This window comes from Halomonas sp. LS-001 (genome assembly GCF_052983955.1).
Window position 1 is genome coordinate 3692541 of the sequence record NZ_CM129816.1, and the last position, 16362, is coordinate 3708902.

The following is a 16362-nucleotide window of genomic DNA, read 5'->3' on the forward strand; positions in this document are numbered from 1 at the left end:
AAGGGAGAATAACGTGCAACCCATCACCAAGCTACGTATCGCCACACGCAAAAGCCAGTTGGCCCTGTGGCAGGCTGAGTATGTACGTGACCGCCTGATGGCGGCGAACCCGGGCCTTGATGTCGAGCTGGTGGCGCTTTCTACGAAAGGCGATAAGATCCTTGATACACCGCTATCCAAAATTGGTGGAAAAGGTTTGTTCGTCAAGGAGTTGGAAGAAGCAATGCTGGATGGACGCGCGGATATTGCCGTTCACTCGATGAAAGATGTCCCCATGCATTTTCCCGAGGGTCTTGGGCTGTCGGTCATTCTGGACGGTGCCGATCCCACTGATGCCTTTGTCTCCAATCACTATCAGAACGTTGATGAGCTACCGCAGGGTGCACGCGTTGGCACTGCAAGCCTGCGCCGGGGTTTACAACTGAGAGAGCGGCGTCCGGATCTGGAAATTCTCAATTTGCGCGGCAACGTTCAAACTCGCTTGGGCAAGCTGGATAACGGTGAATTCGATGCCATCATCCTTGCCACCTCCGGCCTTATGCGGCTGGGTCTGGAAGCACGCATTGCCCAGGCCCTGCCGCCGGAAATCTGCCTGCCTGCGTGCGGCCAGGGGGCGCTGGGCATCGAGTGCCGGCTTCACGACCCTGAGCTAATTTCACTGCTGGCGCCTCTGGATGACCCGGATACCGCCACGCGGGTCCGCGCCGAACGCGCCATGAACACCCGTCTGGAAGGTGGCTGTCAGGTGCCGATTGGCGGTCATGCAATACTCGACAAAGCCACTGAGACCCTTTGGTTACGTGGCCTGGTTGGCAACCCCGAAGGCACCGAAGTACTGCGTGCGGACGGTAAAGGCTCCATGCATGAACCGGAAGCATTGGGCATGCGCGTTGCCGAAGAACTGCTGGAGCAGGGTGCCGGCGATATTCTCGCTGAGGTTTACGGCGCACCGTGATGGCACCTGTGCTGATCACTCGTCCTGGTGAGCGTGGCGAAAAACTCGCCAATACGCTCACCCATCACGGGTTCGCGGTTGAGCCGCTGGAGGTATTAACCTTACAGCCAGAGCCGGAAGATGCCGCGCTACGTTCGCTGTGGCTGGACTTTGATCAGTTTCAGAAAGTGATTGTGATCAGCCCGTTTGCTGCCGAGTGCCTGGAACAGTCACTCGATCGGTATTGGCCACAACTGCCGGTGGGCATTGATTACTACAGCGTTGGACGGGGTACCGCCAGTGTCTTATATCAGCAGCTCGGCGTGCGGGTTCACCTGCCGGAAGCCGCACATGATGAAGACACCAGTGAGGCGTTACTTGCACTGCCATCATTGCAGCGCGTTGATCAACAGAAGATACTGATTGTCGCAGGCAAAGGAGGGCGTGATTTATTGGCCGATACTCTGCGTGAACGCGGCGCTCGAGTGACCCGCGCGGCGGTTTATCAACGCATTTACCGTCCGCCGGATGTCGCAGGTATTGCGCGGCTGACGTCAGGAAATTATCTGGCGTTGATCGTTACCAGCGGCGAATTGCTGCAACATCTGGCAAGATGGGTAAATCAGGCAGCCTTGAACCAACCGCTAATCGTTTCCAGTCACCGTTTGGCTACACTAGCGGCAGGATTAGGGTTTCGTGCCACAACGGTGGCAACAGGAGCAACTCCGGCTGCACTGACAGCCGCGTTGACTCGCACCTGCAATCCACCGGGTGCCGATGTCGATCAAGGAACTTAACAAGGGCTAGCGACAGATGAGCAAACAAACAAACGATCAGGACGACGCACAAAAGACGTCCGCCGATGCTTTGAATGACGACGCTCAGCAAACGGCGTCATCAACGACGGCGGCTGACAACAACCAACAGCGCCGCGGGAACAGCCGTGGTCATAAAGGAGGAAGCAACACCTCCTCCAGGACGACGGGTAAAGCAGAAGCCAGCAAAGCTGGAAACACCGCCTCCGACGCTAACAAGTCTGACACCAGCAAACCTGATATCAGCAAACCTGACACCAGCAAATCGGGTGATGGCGCAAAAAGTAGCAGCACGGCCAGCACACCGGCGTCATCAGGTGGCAGTCAAACGCCACCGCCTACAGCCGCCCCAGCTCAAGGTGGTAGCAATAAAGGTGGTGGCAGTAAAAGCGGCGTCTTCGCGATTGTGCTGGTGCTTGTTCTGGCGGTTGCCCTGGCATTAATCACCTGGCAAGGCTGGCTGCGCCTGGAGAGTCAACAGCAACACCTGGATGAGCTTGCCCAGCAGGTTGGCAACAGTGCCACTCAGGAAGATATCGCCGCCCTTAACGAGCGTCTGGAAAGCGGTGAAGCTCAGCGTAATCAGGCGCTTGAAAATACGACAAGCCAGATGCAGGAAGCATTTTCGGCCTACCGCTCTGATGTGAATGGCACGCTTGACCAAGTCCTTGCACAGCTATCTCAGGAGCAGGATGCCGACGAGCGCGAATGGCTGCATGCCGAAGCAGCTTACTTGCTGCGCCTGGCCAATCAGCGCCTCCAGCTGGAGCGTGACGTGGAAGGTGCTGCTGCCCTTCTACGCACGGCGGATAACGTGCTGGTCAGCGCCAACAACCCGGCACTGACCTCGGTGCGTCGTGAAATTGCCAGTGAACTGGCCGCACTGGATGCCGTTCCGCGCGTTGACCGCACGGGTATCTATCTGGCCCTGAACGCTCAACAGGAACGCATCGCCTCGCTGCGGCTCGCCCAGGAAGTCGAAGAGCAGGCAGTCGCTTCCAGTATCGAAGAGCCGCCCACCGGCACCTTCCAGCGCCAGCTGGCTCGCTTCGGTTCAGAGCTTAAGGATCTGGTCGTCGTTCGCGACCATGATGAAGCCATGGAAACGCTCATCACGCCCGAGCAGGAGTCCTACCTGCGCCAGAGCCTGCGCCTGATTCTGGAACAGTCTCAGCTGGCGGTTCTCAAGGAAGAGCAGGAACTCTTTGAAGCCAGCATCGACAAGGCACTCGGTCTGCTGAACCGCTACTACGACACGTCACGTAGCGAAACCCAGGGCGTTATCGCGCGTCTTGAAGAGATCAAGCAAACCAATGTCACCCCTGAACTGCCGGACATCAGCCGCTCACAGCAGGCGCTGGCGGAGTTTATCGAGAACCGCTTTGAGTCGCGCGGAGGTGAGGCATGAGAAAACTCGTTCTCCTCATTGTCGCCGGTCTGGCCGTCGGTGCCTTTTTTGGGCACCTGATGATGTCAGTGCCTGGTTACTGGCTGATACGCGTCGGTGATACGTCGATTCAAACGTCTTTCTGGTTCGGTCTCGTCTTACTGCTTGCCGCGTTTGTTGTGTTGCACTTTGCCTTACGCCTGCTGACGGGTCTGATTCGACCTGTCGGACGCTTTCGCACCTGGAACAGCCGTGGCCGCAACCGCCGCGCCATGAAACGCACCGTACGTGGTCTAGTGGCACTCACTGATGGTCAGTGGAAAAAAGCCGAGAAAACACTGGTACGTGCCGCGGATGATTCCAGCACGCCGTTGGTCAACTATTTGTCGGCTGCCCTCGCTGCTCATTACCAGGGTAATTACGACAAATCACAGGAGCACCTGAACCAGGCGCAACTCACCACCGACGGTGCCGATACGGCCATTGGTCTGATGCAGGCTCAGTTGATGATTGATCGCCAGCAGCCTGAAGAGGCGCTTGCGATTCTTAATCGCCTCGACAAGAAGATGGCCAATCATCCTCAGGTGCTCAAGCTGCTCAAGCAGGTGCATCTGAGCGTTAATGACTGGGAAGGCCTGCGTCGCCTGGTTCCTCGCCTGGCGGCGAAGAATCTGATTTCCCAGACCGAGCGCGAACAGCTGGAATACCGCGCTTACCGCGAGATCATTCTTTTCGAAGTCCATAACCCCAGTGATATCGAGGAAGTACGTAGCCTGTGGGCAGACATGCCGGATTACCTACGCGGTAATACCGAATTGATTGTTCTGTATTGTGAAGCACTGATTCAGGCTAATGAGGAAGTCATTGCCGAGCGTCTGCTGAACCATTCACTGGACAATCACTGGGATGCCCGTCTTGTCACTCGCTATGGCCTACTGAACGTGGATGCCGCACGCCAGTTAGCCAAAGCAGAAAAATGGCTGCAGGAACGGCCTAATGACTCCGAGTTGCTGTTAACCTGCGGTCGCCTTTCACTACGCACTGGCAAATGGGAAAAAGCACAGGAATATTTTGAAGCCAGCCAACGCCAGCGCCCCAACGGGGTGGTATGCGCTGAGCTTGCCCGTTTGTTTGCAAGCCTTGGTGAGCACGACAAGAGCCAGCTCTACTATCGCCACAGCGTAGAAATGCTTGCTAAATCATTACCTTCCTTACCCCAACCCAAGCAACCAGAGGGTGAGGGTAAAGTGATTGTAGAGCAGGACAGTAAATCTGCCTGAGAATCGAATTAACGTTTTTCGCCTATCAGCGTCGGGTGCCTTTATGGCACCCGTTTTCTTTGCGCCATCATTACATGATGCACCCAGCCTGCTGCCAGTAACCAACCACTAACACTGGCCCCCAGATACGCGGCAGCCAGCCAAGGCATCCCATTGTGCCAAAGCCACCACACTTCCAGGCTAAACAGCGAGAACGTGGTAAAACCGCCACACAATCCTGTCACCCAAAACCCATGCCAACGAGCAAAATGCCCCTGCGGAACATTCTGTGCATGGCAAGATAATCCGACAATCAACGCCGAACCCAGGATATTCACACCCAGAGTCGCCCAGGGAAACAAGGGACCAAATGCTGCCAGGGCACCCAGCGTAATCACATACCTCAACCCCGCGCCCAGTGCGCTTCCCATGCCTACGCTGGCATAGATCAATACTCCGCTCATGATGCCACCATTGCCTGAACCACGGCATGGCCAGCGGCTACCAGGACAATCCCGCCTGTCACGCTGGCCAGAAGATAGCAAACCGCAGACATCCGGCGTTGCTGCCACAGGGTTAACACCTGCAGGCTCAGCGATGACACCGTGGAATATCCGCCTAACAGACCCGCGGTGAGAATGCTCCAGCCAAGGGTATCGGGCGTGCTCCCCTGCACGCTCCAAACGCCAAAAGCCGCCCCCAGCAGCAGTGCCGATGACAGATTGATCACCAGGGTTCCCCAGGGAAAACGCCCCCCCAGATAATGCGTCACTCTATTACCGACCCACATCCGCAACATGCCGCCCAGCGCACCGCCCAGCATGACGCCAATCACCGCTGTCATATTCACTGACTACTCCCTAACCTCATTCAAGACCTCAGCACCTTTACCAACACCTCTCGACGATACCTCAACATCCACTTTCACGTCAGGCACTCAATGCTATGCACTCGATGCTATAGTAGCCGGCTATTAACGGCTGAATTGATCACACCATGACGCTACCTTTGTACCTGGGCCTGCCGATGTGGGCCAATCATGACTGGCGCGGCAGCCTCTATCCTCAACATGCCAAGTCAGATTTATTGAGTGACTATGCGGCGGTTTTTTCCACTGTTGAAGGAAACACGACGTTTTACAGCGGTGCACCTTCCGCTGCAACGTTAGATGCCTGGGCACGCCAGGCACCCGAAGCCTTTCGCTTCTGCTTCAAGTTACCGGCCAGCATCACCCATGAACAACGCCTGACAGAACCCCAGGCTGCGCTGGCGTTTCTGGATGCGCTGACACCACTGCATAGCCGTCTCGGCCCCACCATGATTCAACTCCCGCGTGATTTTGGCCCACAGGAACTTCCTCGCCTCGAAGCGCTACTTAACATTTGGCCAACCCATTTACCCTGTGCAGTGGAAGTCCGTCACCCGGAATTTTTCCACAAGGGCCTGGCGGAACGGAGCCTCAACCAATTGTTGATAACTTTTTCTGTCAACCGCGTTATGCTGGATGTTCGTCCACTTTTCTCCACCTCCGCGAAGGATGACCCAAGCCTCGCTCATGCCCAGCAGGAAAAGCCCAAACTCCCACTACACGTGCTTTCCACGGCAGATCAGCCGGTCATACGCTTTATTGGGCATCTTGACAAGACAATAAATACACATTATTTCAGCGCATGGAAAAAACAGCTTAGCCTGTGGATAAATCAGGGGAAAACCCCTTTCTTATTTGTGCATACTGCGGATAATCGCCACGTTCCAAGCCTGGCGCGCGACCTCTATCAACAATTAGCAACACAGACGGCGCTTCCCCCTCTGCCTGCTTTTGCAGACGAAAAGCAAGCTTCTCTTTTCTAGACACTCTTTTTAGGCCGGATCACTGGCATACACGGCGTTGATCGGATAAATTGCCCGTTATGATCGGGAAATAATGATTATTCGACGGTCGCTGTCGACATTTCCCGACAAGATGTTCAGCATTCAGCGTAGCGCTTTAAGCTAGCAACGAAATGTTAACTAACAACGAAACGTAACTAACAGCTAAGCGTAAACTAACAACTAAACAGGTGATGTATGGCGAAACTTGCGCACGCGCAATGGTCATCCAAGATGACCTTTGTGCTAGCGGCTGCAGGCTCTGCAGTTGGCTTGGGCAATATCTGGCGTTTTTCCTATCTTGTCGGCGAAAGCGGTGGGGCTGCGTTCGTACTGGTCTATCTGGCATGTGTCGCCCTCGTGGGTGTGCCCATTCTCCTCTCAGAGTGGATGATCGGTCGACGCGGCCAACAAAACCCTATCGATAGTATGGTCCAACTGGCGAAACAAAGCGGTGTATCAAAATCCTGGGCACTCGTCGGGTTCAGTGGTGTATTAGCGGGCTTCTTGATTCTATCGTTTTATAGCGTGATTGGCGGTTGGTCACTTAATTACACGCTGAGCTCGGTAACCGGCACCTTTAGCGGTCAGGATGCTGACAGCATCAGCGCCATCTTCAGTAACATGTTGGCCAGTCCCGGGATGCTACTGTTTTGGCATAGCATCTTCATGCTTCTGGTCATCGGCATCGTCGCACGCGGTGTGACCAAAGGCATTGAAAGCGCGGTGCGTTCAATGATGCCAGCGCTGGTCATCCTGATGCTGATTCTTGTTGGCTACGGCATGACCACCGGTTATTTTGGTGAAACCCTGTCCTTCATGTTCAGCCCGGACTGGAGCGCTCTGGACGGTGGCGTCGTATTGGCGGCCATGGGCCAGGCATTTTTCACCCTGTCGCTAGGCATGGGCATCATGATGGCTTATGGCTCTTATCTCGGTGAAGACGTCAACTTATTGAGCACGGCACGCACGGTTATTCTGATTGACACCTCAATTGCCTTGCTGGCGGGGCTGGCGATTTTCCCGATCGTCTTTGCTAACGGCTTGAGCGCGGGCGAAGGCCCAGGGTTGATCTTTGTCACGCTGCCGATTGCCTTTGGCAACATGACAGGCGGTGTCGTACTGGGGCTGATGTTCTTCCTGCTGCTGACATTTGCCGCACTGACATCCGCCATTTCCCTGCTGGAACCCACAGTGGAAATGCTTGAAGAGCGCACTTCACTGCCACGCCTGACCGCGACAATCATCAGCGGCCTGGCGGTCTGGTTACTCGGGGTAGCGGCACTGCTGTCATTCAACCTCTGGTCGGACGTACTGTTCTTCGGGCTGAATATTTTCGACCTGCTTGATACCTTTACCGCCAAGATCCTGCTGCCGCTAACAGGCCTGGGCGCTGTTGTCTTCGTCGCCTGGTGCCTGAAGCGCCAAAGTGTTGAAGAAGAACTGGCGCTTTCCTCAACGGGCATCAGCATCTGGAATATCGTGGCGCGCTATGTCGCACCGATTGGTGTTGTCCTGGTGTTTATCGCTGGTTTTATCTGATCAGCTGAGGCGAATACCTCTCTGCGCCCTGCCAAATGGCAGGGCGTTTTTGTTGGTAGGATCACTCGCTTACTCACTCTCCTACTTCTTCGCAGCGGGTGAGTCTCAGTGCAGTTCCGGCTCGTTTTCCGGCAAGTCTGAGATTTCCTGAGTGAGTTGCTGAAATTCGCGATGCAGCTCTATGCCACGCCGGGCACGCAGGCTACGCTGAGCAGACGCACGCCGCCTTTCTGCGTGTTCACTCACTTCCATACTCATGAAAATATCGAGCAATTCGCTCTTGACCGAGGTGACTCGTTCGATGTTTCGCATAATCGACGTTCCTCCAGGTGGAAATGCCTACGTCCACCTGCACCTGCCACGCCAGTTACTATCCATGACGCCTACAGCATGATGCAGTGCGGCACTTCAATTATTACTATAACCTAGTTGACAAAATGATGAAGCTTTCAGCAAAAACTGACTAACGTTGATTAAACGACGCCTAACCCATGCAGGGTAAAGTCGCCTTTTTGGACCTGAAATCAGTCATACTGACGCTCTTTTAATGCCTTATTGCTGTCAAAAAATATCGCGTCTACAAGCGTTCTAAGATAGCGAAATATCATTCGCATTTTAAAAACCCAAGACAAACGTTGCCGAAGATACAATTGTTAACCACCAAAGGAGCTGAATGTGAGCCGCGCCCTGTTCGATGAAATGAGACGCCGTATGGAGCACTTCCGCCGCTCCGAACAGAAAGTGGCGCGCTTTGTGCTGCGTAATCCTGACGAAGTCATTCATATGCGCATCGTCGACCTGGCGACGGAAGCAAAAGTCAGTGAACCTACCGTGGTCCGCTTTTGCCGGGCACTCGGTTGCAATGGTTTTCAGGATTTCAAGCTGCAGCTGGCCCAAATGCTGGCCACGGGTAGCCAGTTTGCTCAGTTCTCCATGAGCGATAGCGATTCAGTGGCAGAGTTTTCCCACAGTATTTTCGATTCCACGGTGGGCACCCTGCTTTCGGTGCGTGACCGCCTCGATAATGATGCGTTAGGCCGTGCGGTAAATGCCTTGGCAATGGCCAACCGCGTCGAGTTTTACGGCTTTGGTGCGTCCGGTGCCGTGGCCTTTGATGCCCAACACAAGTTCTTTCGCCTGCAGATTTCCACTTCTGCCTACGCGGACCCGCACATGCAAAACATGTCGGCCGTGACGCTCAAAGAAGGCGATGTGGTCGTTGCCATCTCTCAGACCGGCCGCACCAAAGCATTGGTGGCCAGCGTGCGCCTGGCCCGCGAAGCCGGTGCAACGGTAATCGGCCTGTGCCCGAGTGACTCCCCGCTTTCCAAAGAGGTCTCCTTGCCGCTGTATATCGATGTGCATGAAGATACCGAAATCTATACGCCAATGAGTTCACGCATTGCCCATCTGGTGCTGGTGGACGTGCTGGCGGTGGGCGTTGCCAAGACCCGTGGCCCGCGGCTTGCCGAACAGCTCAAGGCGGTGAAAAAGAGCTTGAACCCGCTGCGCTTCTCTGAAGACCCATAAGCACATCAATGCGGCTGACACAGCGCTACAGTCCACCGCCCTTATGATAGACTGCAGGCTCATTTTCGACCCCTGCAATGGCTTCTATGGACGACGTGACGGCGATTCTCGATCAGCTTAATACGGATCAACGCGAGGCGGTCAGCGCCCCGCAAGGCAATTCCCTGGTACTGGCGGGTGCCGGGTCAGGCAAAACCCGTGTGCTGGTGCACCGCATTGCCTGGCTAATGCAGGCGGAAGGTCTCTCGCCCTATGCGCTGCTGGCGGTCACCTTTACCAACAAGGCGGCCCGCGAAATGCGCACCCGTCTTGAGGCGCTGCTGGGCATTTCCCTGCGCCACGTCTGGGTTGGCACTTTTCACTCTATCGCCCACCGTCTGCTTCGCACGCACTGGCAGGATGCACGGCTGCCACAACACTTCCAGATTATCGATTCTGACGACCAGCTACGCCTGGTCAAACGCTTGCTGAAAGATTACTCAATCGACGATGAACGCTTCCCCCCCCGCCAGGTGCAAGGGTTTATCTCGGGTTGCAAGGAAGAAGGGCTGCGTGCCCATCAGGTCGATGTGGCGGGCGACGCTTACATGGGCCAGATGGTCGAGCTATACGAACGCTACCAGCTGACCTGTGACCGTGGCGGCCTGGTCGATTTTGGCGAACTGCTGCTCAGAAGCCTGGAGCTTCTGCGCGACAACCCTGCTCTGCTCGCCCACTACCGCGAGCGCTTTGGCCATGTACTGGTCGATGAGTTTCAGGATACCAACACTTTGCAGTACGCCTGGCTCAAGCTGATCACGGGCATGCAGGTACCAATGACCATCGTCGGCGATGATGATCAGTCCATCTATGGCTGGCGCGGTGCCAAAATTGAGAACATTCGCCGCTTCGAGCAGGAATTTCCTCAGGTCAAAACGGTGCGCCTGGAACAGAACTATCGTTCGACCAGTGCCATCCTCGAAGCGGCCAACGCCCTGATCAGCCATAACAGTGACCGCATGGGTAAAAGCCTGTGGACCGACGGCGCCGAGGGCGAGCCGATCTCGATTTACGCCGGCTTCAATGACCTGGAAGAAGCGCGCTTTATCGTTGATACCCTTAAAGAACAGGTTGATAACGGTAGGCAACGTAGCGAGATCGCGATTCTATATCGCTCCAATGCCCAGTCCCGTCTGCTTGAAGAAACCTTGATCCGGCAAGGCGTGCCGTATCGCATTTACGGCGGACACCGCTTCTACGAACGGCTGGAAATCAAGAATGCACTGGCCTATCTGCGTCTTTTGTTGAATCGCGATGACGACGCCTCCCTGGAACGCGTCATCAACGTGCCCACTCGTGGCATCGGCACGCGCACGGTCGAAATCGTTCGTCAGCGTGCCCGTGAACAGCAGATTTCGCTATGGCAGGCACTCCATGACAGCCTTCAGGATGCCACTCTGAAAGGCCGTGCAGGCAATGCCGTTCAGGCCTTTGCCAACCTGATCGAGCAGCTCGACAACGACGCCTCCGGCCTCGCTCTGCATGAAATCATGGATCACGTCATCGCCCACACCGGGCTAATTGAGCACCACAAAAGTGAGCGCGGTGAAAAAGGTCAGGCACGGGTAGAAAACCTGGAAGAGCTGGTAACCGCCGCCCGCGCCTTCACCCAAGGCGATGTCTTCGAAACCCCGGAAGCCGGTGAAGGTATGGCAGCACTGGAAGCCTTTTTGTCTGAGGCCGCCCTCAACGCTGGCGACCACGAAGCCGAAGAGTTTGAAGACAGCGTCCAGCTGATGACACTGCATTCTGCCAAAGGGCTCGAGTTTCCCGTGGTATTCATTGCGGGCGTAGAGGAAGGCCTGTTCCCCCACAAGATGTCGCTGGAAGAGCCTGGGCGGCTTGAGGAAGAGCGCAGGCTTTGCTATGTCGGCGTCACCCGCGCCATGCACAAGCTCTACCTGACTCACGCCGAAACCCGCCGCATGCATGGCAAGGAAATCTTCCCGCGCCCATCGCGCTTTCTGCGAGAGTTGCCGCCTCACCTATTGGAAGAGGTTCGCATGCGCGGTCAGGTCTCACGGCCGGTCACGGCCTCACGCGGTGGCCTGACCCAGCAAAGCATCGAAAGCAGCGGTGATATACCCAGCCTGCATGTTGGGCAAGGCGTTGAACACCCAGTGTTTGGAGAGGGCATCATTCTTAATGCCGAAGGGGAAGGCCCACGCGCCCGGGTTCAGGTCAGCTTCGAAGGCGAAGGGGTCAAATGGCTGGTCCTCGGCTTTGCCAAGCTGACGCCGTTGTAAGAGTTTTATCCATCACGACACAGAAAACGGGGCCTGCATGGCAGACCCCGTTTTGATTCAGATAATCTGAGCGGACGTTCAAATACTAGACGTTCACCCCAAAAGAACTTGCCAGCGGGTGAAGACCGCCGCCAAAGCCCTGGCCAATCGCCTTGAATTTCCACTCATCACCGTGGCGATACACCTCGCCAAAGATCATGGCGGTTTCAATGCTGTAGTCTTCGCTAAGGTCATAACGGGCCAGTTCTTTGCCGTCATCGCCATTCACAACGCGCATAAAGGCATTGGATACCATGCCGAAGTTCTGTTTGCGGCTCTCAGCTTCGTGGATGGTGACAGCGAAGGCGAGTTTTTTCACATCAGCGGGAACACTTGAAAGATCAATTTTGACCTGTTCATCGTCACCTTCACCTTCACCGGTCTTGTTATCACCCTGATGCTCAACCGAGCCATCACCACCGACCTTGTTGTTATAGAAAACAAAGTCCGTGTCAGCACGCACTTTGCCATCCTCGCCACACAGGAAGACCGAGGCGTCAAGGTCAAACTCCTGACCGTCGGTGACCCGTGGGTCCCACCCGAGGCCGACGACCACGTTTTTCAGCCCGGGGGCTTCTTTGCTAAGGGATACGTTACCGCCTTTGGATAGAGAAACTGCCATATATCTGACTCCTGTTTTTAGATTGAATCGTAAAGCGCCTGGCTGATTCCAACGCCAGGCGTGAGGTTATTGCGTCAAGTCATTACGCTGTGGCGTTGATACCGTAACGCTGGCACATGGCCAGCAAACCACCCGCATAACCCTGACCAACGGCGCGGAATTTCCACTCGCCGTTGTGCCGATAAACTTCGCCAAATTCCAGCGCGGTTTCAGTGGAATAGTCTTCACTCAAATCATAGCGGACGATTTCATTACTGGTATCGTTATTGACGACCCGGATAAAGGCGTTCTGCACCATGCCAAAGTTCTGCTTACGGTTGTCTGCTTCATGGATGGTTACCGTGACGACCAACCGTTGGATATCAGCAGGCACCCCGTCAAGATTGACTTCGATGGCCTCGTCATCGCCCTCGCCTTCGCCAGTGCGGTTATCACCCGTATGCACAACAGAACCATCGGCCGACTTGAGCTGGCCGTAAAAGATGAAATCAGCGTCGCTACGCACCTTGCTTTCACTGTTGACCATAAAGACCGAGGCATCAAGGTCGAAATCATTGCCGGAGGTCGCACGCTCGTCCCAGCCAAGCCCAATCAGGATATTCTTGAGCCCAGGGTCGGACTTGGACAGCGAGATGTTGCCACCCTTGGAAAGCGATAGTGCCATATGCGTGTCTCCTTTCGTGTGCTGTGACTTTCTTAACTTGCGTGCTTAACGTGCATGTTTCCAGGTATGAATCATCATGAGCCGCAGATCAGGGGGCGATAGCGACAAAGCTGTCCGCCACCGTGTACTGCGCCACAATAAAGGCTACATAGCAAAACGCCATTACCGCGCCCGCGATACGTCCAATCTTACCCACAAAGAGCAGAAAGGCGGCAAAGACAAGGGTTACCACAACCACTGCGACCAGATCCAGGGAGGCAAAGCGCGGATCAATCAACAGGGGTCTGACGATGGCAGAAATAGCCATGACCGAAAAAATATTGAAGATATTGCTGCCGATAATGCCGCCAACGATCATATCGTTGTGCCCCTTGCGCGCGGCCGCAACGCAAGCCGTCAGCTCAGGCAGGGAGGTGCCGAAAGCGATCATCGTCATACCAATGACGGCTTCGGGAACGTTAAGGGCAAGCCCACCGGCTACGGCCCCCTGAACCAGCACCTCAGACCCGACCAGCAGGGTCAGGATACCAGCCAGCAGCATCAAGCCTGGATAGCGACCGCCCGCATCATGCTCTTCGACTTCATCGACATCGAGCTTACTGGCTTTGTACTGATAGAAAACATAGCCGATAAGCGCAACAAACATCACCAGACCACCCCAAACGGGCAGAATACCGGCGAGAATCGCGGCGACCATCCCGGCGGTGGCAACCAGCATCACGATAGTGTCAAGCCGCACATCCGCACGTCTGAACACAACCGGTGCAATCAACGCTGATACCGCAATGACCATGAAGACGTTGGCAATGTTGGAACCGATGACATTACCTACCGAGATCCCGGGAAACCCCGAAATGTTGGCGTTAACCGAGGTGAAAAGCTCCGGCGCGGAGGTGCCAAAGGCCACCACAGTGGCCGCAATAAATAGCTTGGATAACCCCAAGCGTCCTGCCACTGTGACTGCATTATCAACCGTCCAGTCCCCTCCCTTGATCAGCAGCCAGACGCCAAAGGCAATGGCACCAAGTGCAATAAGGGAAAGTTGGTAAGTACTTAACTCGTGCATGCGGGTTCCTGAGAAAATTCCTGAAATTGATGTCGGTTGAAGACAGGTCGCTACGTAATAGACCGTTCGTGACACACTGTCCGTTGCAGACTGTCTGTTCTAGACAGTGGGTTACAGACGGTGATTTAAAGACAGTACTTTAAAGACAGTACTTTAAAAATAGCACTTTAAAAACAGTGCCTAACGGGCAGCCGTTAAACCTATTGCTGCCCGAGGAAGAGACGTTTAAAGATCAAACTCTTCAGGCTTGAGGCCAAGTTCCTGAGCGATTTCCCGCACTACGGCTCTTTCATCGGCATCAAAATCACCGTCGGCGGCACCAATGGCGCACACAACGCGCACTACCATTCTTGCCTGGTCATCTTTATCACGGACCTTAGCGACCGTTTTCAAGGCATTGGCTTTGCCGATTGCCTGGTCAAACTCGAAATCGCCAACCGTTTTGTTGAATACCTCAATCACCTCGCGGATATCGAAATGCTTCATTTCGTCGGAGCGTTCCAGAAAAGCCGTCATCTTCTGCTTTTCGGAGGCATCCACCGTACCGTCAGCAGCGGCGACCAGCGCACAGCCAGCAACAACGGCTTCCATGAACGTCCGGTTTTTGAATTTCGCGACCTCAGCAGTGAGGTTTTCGCGCGCTTTGGTGATGTTATCTTTCAGCCAGTTCATAGGCATTTTGCTTCTCCTGTCGAGTCGTTATATAGCCTCAAGGCCTGTGATCAGATGACGGATACAGCATCCTGAGCAAGATCCTTGACGGTGCGTCCTGAGCATGGCTTACCGTGGGCGGTCATGCTCCAGCCATCTGATCCTTTGCTCATTGAGGCCATGATGACACCAGTATGGCCACCTTGATCAGTCAGGGTATAGCGGCATAACTCTTCTTTTTTGACTTCATCTACAAGACGGCAGAAAGCATTTTCCACCTCGTTGAAGGTCTGGCCGCGAAAGCTGTTGACCGTAAACACAAGGTGCACAACGTTCGCAGGCAATTCTGTCAGTTTCACATAGATAACTTCATCGTCGCCGTCGCCTTCACCGGTCAGGTTATCGCCGCCGTGACGAACCGCGCCATCCTTTGACACCAGTTGGCCGAAGCTTACGGTGTCAACCGGTTGCTTGGCTGAGTCCAGCATGATCACGCTGGCATCAAGATCAATATCGCCTCCCCCGCCACCGCCGAGCAGTGAAGACAGAAATCCGCCGCTTTTTTTCTTAACCGGGTCCCAACCCAGCCCCATAAGGACGTTACTCAAGCTTGATTCGTTGTTCTTGGCCAGAGAAATGGTCTGGCCCTTGCTGAGTGAAATTGCCATGGTGATGGCGCTCCTGATGCTGGTTCAATGGATTCAATGACGACGTGATGCGCATTGAATTTATAGTCAATTAGTAAAGATAATGGGGGTAGAGTTCAGAGTTTTAAAGCCATCTTTTCTAGTGTAGCAACGTTAGTCGGCTCGCCAACAACCCCGAATATCTCCTTACGCGCCATCGTGCGCCTTGCCCAGGCGCAATGGGTCGCAGGTTCGCACATCACCCCGCCCAGCTTGAAAACCGCCTGAGCGTCAGTATCCAACGCCGCTTGTGCATGTTTAACATCGTCTCTCGATACCTGAAAGGCACGGTTGATCACTGGCGTTTGAGCCGGATGAATGACCGTTTTTGAAATGAACCCGGCAGCGACGTCACGCAACGTTTCGCGTCGCAAGGTTTCAAGGTCATCAATCACGTCATAGACCGGGGCGGCGACCGGGTAGCCTGCTGCAATCAAAATACTACTGGCCATGGAGAGAACCCAGCCAAGTGGGCCTTCCCAGGAGGTGACGCCACGTTCACGCCGTAATGCCAACGTTGACAACAGGTCGTTGCCTCCCAGGCGAATGGCGGCGAGCCGAGCCGCATCGTCTGGATGATCATCAAGAATATCGCGTATGGCACCTATCTTGCCGGGATCAAAGAAGCAGGCACTCTCAAGCGTCGGCATGACGTTAAGCCCAGCCTCTCGCGTCAGCGCCAGCCAGTCGGGCAATGTTGTCGGAACGACCTTGGGAGCGACCAGCCCTTCAATCGCCGTTCCTGCTGCCCGTGCGCACAGCTCAAGCGCCATATTCCTGTCACGGGGGCGCAAAAAAGTACGCACCGGCAAGTGTTCAGGAAGATGTTTCATCAGCTGGTCAAAACGCCGGAGGCCATCAGCAACGTCACCAACGGCCAGTGCATCCTCAAAGCACAAGACGATCGACGCGGCAGGTGGCGGTACTCGGCCATGGAGAATATCAGCAACCCGAGGATGCAGCACCGGCATGTAAAGGGTGGCACCCAGTGAGTAGGCATCAAAGCGGTGCAT

The 16362-nt window shown here is 55.0% G+C and carries 17 protein-coding genes; 8 read left to right on the plus strand and 9 right to left on the minus strand.

Going from position 1 to position 16362, the window contains the following annotated elements; translation table 11 throughout:
- Positions 1–13: 13 nt before the first annotated feature.
- Genes hemC through ACU6TU_RS16415 form a run of 4 tightly spaced genes read left to right on the plus strand, consistent with a single transcriptional unit; the run spans position 14 to position 4416 of the window.
- Complete coding sequence (hemC, locus tag ACU6TU_RS16400; protein ID WP_447142435.1) at positions 14–955, plus strand: hydroxymethylbilane synthase; 942 nt, start codon at positions 14–16, stop codon at positions 953–955.
- Positions 952–1731, plus strand: coding sequence for a uroporphyrinogen-III synthase (locus ACU6TU_RS16405; protein WP_447142436.1), 780 nt, complete (start codon positions 952–954; stop codon positions 1729–1731). Before hemC ends, ACU6TU_RS16405 begins: the two co-directional genes overlap by 4 nt.
- Positions 1732–1747: 16 nt before the next feature.
- The gene (locus ACU6TU_RS16410; RefSeq protein WP_447142437.1) at positions 1748–3157 is read left to right on the plus strand and encodes a uroporphyrinogen-III C-methyltransferase; all 1410 of its coding nucleotides are present in this window, start codon (positions 1748–1750) and stop codon (positions 3155–3157) included.
- On the plus strand, positions 3154–4416 hold the full coding sequence (locus tag ACU6TU_RS16415; protein WP_447142438.1) for a heme biosynthesis HemY N-terminal domain-containing protein: 1263 nt from the start codon (positions 3154–3156) through the stop codon (positions 4414–4416). The genes ACU6TU_RS16410 and ACU6TU_RS16415 overlap by 4 nt, the downstream gene beginning before the upstream one ends.
- Positions 4417–4457: 41 nt before the next feature.
- On the opposite strand, the gene ACU6TU_RS16420 is transcribed toward ACU6TU_RS16415, so the two are convergent.
- Both ACU6TU_RS16420 and ACU6TU_RS16425 read right to left on the minus strand, forming a co-directional pair.
- A complete protein-coding gene (locus ACU6TU_RS16420) occupies positions 4458–4859 on the minus strand; it encodes a fluoride efflux transporter FluC (protein WP_447142439.1) in 402 nt (133 codons plus the stop codon).
- Complete coding sequence (locus ACU6TU_RS16425) at positions 4856–5239, minus strand: fluoride efflux transporter FluC (protein WP_447144283.1); 384 nt, start codon at positions 5237–5239, stop codon at positions 4856–4858. Before ACU6TU_RS16425 ends, ACU6TU_RS16420 begins: the two co-directional genes overlap by 4 nt.
- 152 nt (positions 5240–5391) lie before the next feature.
- Between ACU6TU_RS16425 and ACU6TU_RS16430 the strand changes: the two genes are divergently transcribed.
- Both ACU6TU_RS16430 and ACU6TU_RS16435 read left to right on the plus strand, forming a co-directional pair.
- Positions 5392–6246: a DUF72 domain-containing protein gene (locus tag ACU6TU_RS16430; RefSeq protein ID WP_447142440.1), complete on the plus strand. Its 855-nt coding sequence runs from the start codon at positions 5392–5394 to the stop codon at positions 6244–6246.
- 216 nt (positions 6247–6462) lie between these two features.
- A complete protein-coding gene (locus tag ACU6TU_RS16435; RefSeq protein ID WP_447142441.1) occupies positions 6463–7806 on the plus strand; it encodes a sodium-dependent transporter in 1344 nt (447 codons plus the stop codon).
- 105 nt (positions 7807–7911) lie between these two features.
- On the opposite strand, the gene ACU6TU_RS16440 is transcribed toward ACU6TU_RS16435, so the two are convergent.
- Positions 7912–8118, minus strand: coding sequence for a PA3496 family putative envelope integrity protein (locus tag ACU6TU_RS16440; protein ID WP_447142442.1), 207 nt, complete (start codon positions 8116–8118; stop codon positions 7912–7914).
- 363 nt (positions 8119–8481) lie between these two features.
- On the opposite strand from ACU6TU_RS16440, the gene hexR reads away from it, so the two are divergent.
- Positions 8482–9336 carry a transcriptional regulator HexR gene (hexR, locus tag ACU6TU_RS16445; protein ID WP_447142443.1) on the plus strand — a complete coding sequence of 285 codons (855 nt, stop codon included), beginning with the start codon at positions 8482–8484 and terminating at the stop codon, positions 9334–9336.
- A gap of 86 nt (positions 9337–9422) precedes the next feature.
- On the plus strand, positions 9423–11621 hold the full coding sequence (gene uvrD, locus ACU6TU_RS16450) for a DNA helicase II (protein ID WP_447142444.1): 2199 nt from the start codon (positions 9423–9425) through the stop codon (positions 11619–11621).
- Positions 11622–11706: 85 nt separating this feature from the next.
- Here the strand turns inward: uvrD and ACU6TU_RS16455 are convergent, their stop codons facing one another.
- The 6 genes from ACU6TU_RS16455 to ACU6TU_RS16480 all read right to left on the minus strand — a co-directional run bounded on the left by ACU6TU_RS16455 (position 11707) and on the right by ACU6TU_RS16480 (position 16362).
- A complete protein-coding gene (locus tag ACU6TU_RS16455) occupies positions 11707–12282 on the minus strand; it encodes a TerD family protein (RefSeq protein WP_447142445.1) in 576 nt (191 codons plus the stop codon).
- Positions 12283–12364: 82 nt separating this feature from the next.
- Positions 12365–12946, minus strand: a complete 582-nt coding sequence (locus ACU6TU_RS16460; protein ID WP_447142446.1) for a TerD family protein — start codon at positions 12944–12946, stop codon at positions 12365–12367.
- 88 nt (positions 12947–13034) lie between these two features.
- Positions 13035–14012 carry a calcium/sodium antiporter gene (locus ACU6TU_RS16465; RefSeq protein ID WP_447142447.1) on the minus strand — a complete coding sequence of 326 codons (978 nt, stop codon included), beginning with the start codon at positions 14010–14012 and terminating at the stop codon, positions 13035–13037.
- Positions 14013–14237: 225 nt separating this feature from the next.
- Entirely contained in the window at positions 14238–14690 is a 453-nt protein-coding gene (locus ACU6TU_RS16470) for a tellurite resistance TerB family protein (protein ID WP_447142448.1), read from the minus strand.
- Positions 14691–14734: 44 nt separating this feature from the next.
- A complete protein-coding gene (locus ACU6TU_RS16475; protein ID WP_447142449.1) occupies positions 14735–15331 on the minus strand; it encodes a TerD family protein in 597 nt (198 codons plus the stop codon).
- 95 nt (positions 15332–15426) lie between these two features.
- The gene (locus ACU6TU_RS16480) at positions 15427–16362 is read right to left on the minus strand and encodes an HpcH/HpaI aldolase/citrate lyase family protein (protein WP_447142450.1); all 936 of its coding nucleotides are present in this window, start codon (positions 16360–16362) and stop codon (positions 15427–15429) included.

Bases quoted from the DNA above. Each gene is read 5' to 3' on its own strand.
- ACU6TU_RS16410 (WP_447142437.1), top strand. From the start codon at position 1,748: ATGAGCAAACAAACAAACGATCAGGACGACGCACAAAAGACGTCCGCC.
- ACU6TU_RS16415 (WP_447142438.1), top strand. From the start codon at position 3,154: ATGAGAAAACTCGTTCTCCTCATTGTCGCCGGTCTGGCCGTCGGTGCC.
- ACU6TU_RS16420 (WP_447142439.1), bottom strand. From the start codon at position 4,859: ATGAGCGGAGTATTGATCTATGCCAGCGTAGGCATGGGAAGCGCACTG.
- ACU6TU_RS16425 (WP_447144283.1), bottom strand. From the start codon at position 5,239: ATGACAGCGGTGATTGGCGTCATGCTGGGCGGTGCGCTGGGCGGCATG.
- ACU6TU_RS16430 (WP_447142440.1), top strand. From the start codon at position 5,392: ATGACGCTACCTTTGTACCTGGGCCTGCCGATGTGGGCCAATCATGAC.
- ACU6TU_RS16435 (WP_447142441.1), top strand. From the start codon at position 6,463: ATGGCGAAACTTGCGCACGCGCAATGGTCATCCAAGATGACCTTTGTG.
- ACU6TU_RS16440 (WP_447142442.1), bottom strand. From the start codon at position 8,118: ATGCGAAACATCGAACGAGTCACCTCGGTCAAGAGCGAATTGCTCGAT.
- uvrD (WP_447142444.1), top strand. From the start codon at position 9,423: ATGGACGACGTGACGGCGATTCTCGATCAGCTTAATACGGATCAACGC.
- ACU6TU_RS16455 (WP_447142445.1), bottom strand. From the start codon at position 12,282: ATGGCAGTTTCTCTATCCAAAGGCGGTAACGTATCCCTTAGCAAAGAA.
- ACU6TU_RS16460 (WP_447142446.1), bottom strand. From the start codon at position 12,946: ATGGCACTATCGCTTTCCAAGGGTGGCAACATCTCGCTGTCCAAGTCC.
- ACU6TU_RS16465 (WP_447142447.1), bottom strand. From the start codon at position 14,012: ATGCACGAGTTAAGTACTTACCAACTTTCCCTTATTGCACTTGGTGCC.
- ACU6TU_RS16470 (WP_447142448.1), bottom strand. From the start codon at position 14,690: ATGCCTATGAACTGGCTGAAAGATAACATCACCAAAGCGCGCGAAAAC.
- ACU6TU_RS16475 (WP_447142449.1), bottom strand. From the start codon at position 15,331: ATGGCAATTTCACTCAGCAAGGGCCAGACCATTTCTCTGGCCAAGAAC.
- ACU6TU_RS16480 (WP_447142450.1), bottom strand. From the start codon at position 16,362: ATGCACCGCTTTGATGCCTACTCACTGGGTGCCACCCTTTACATGCCG.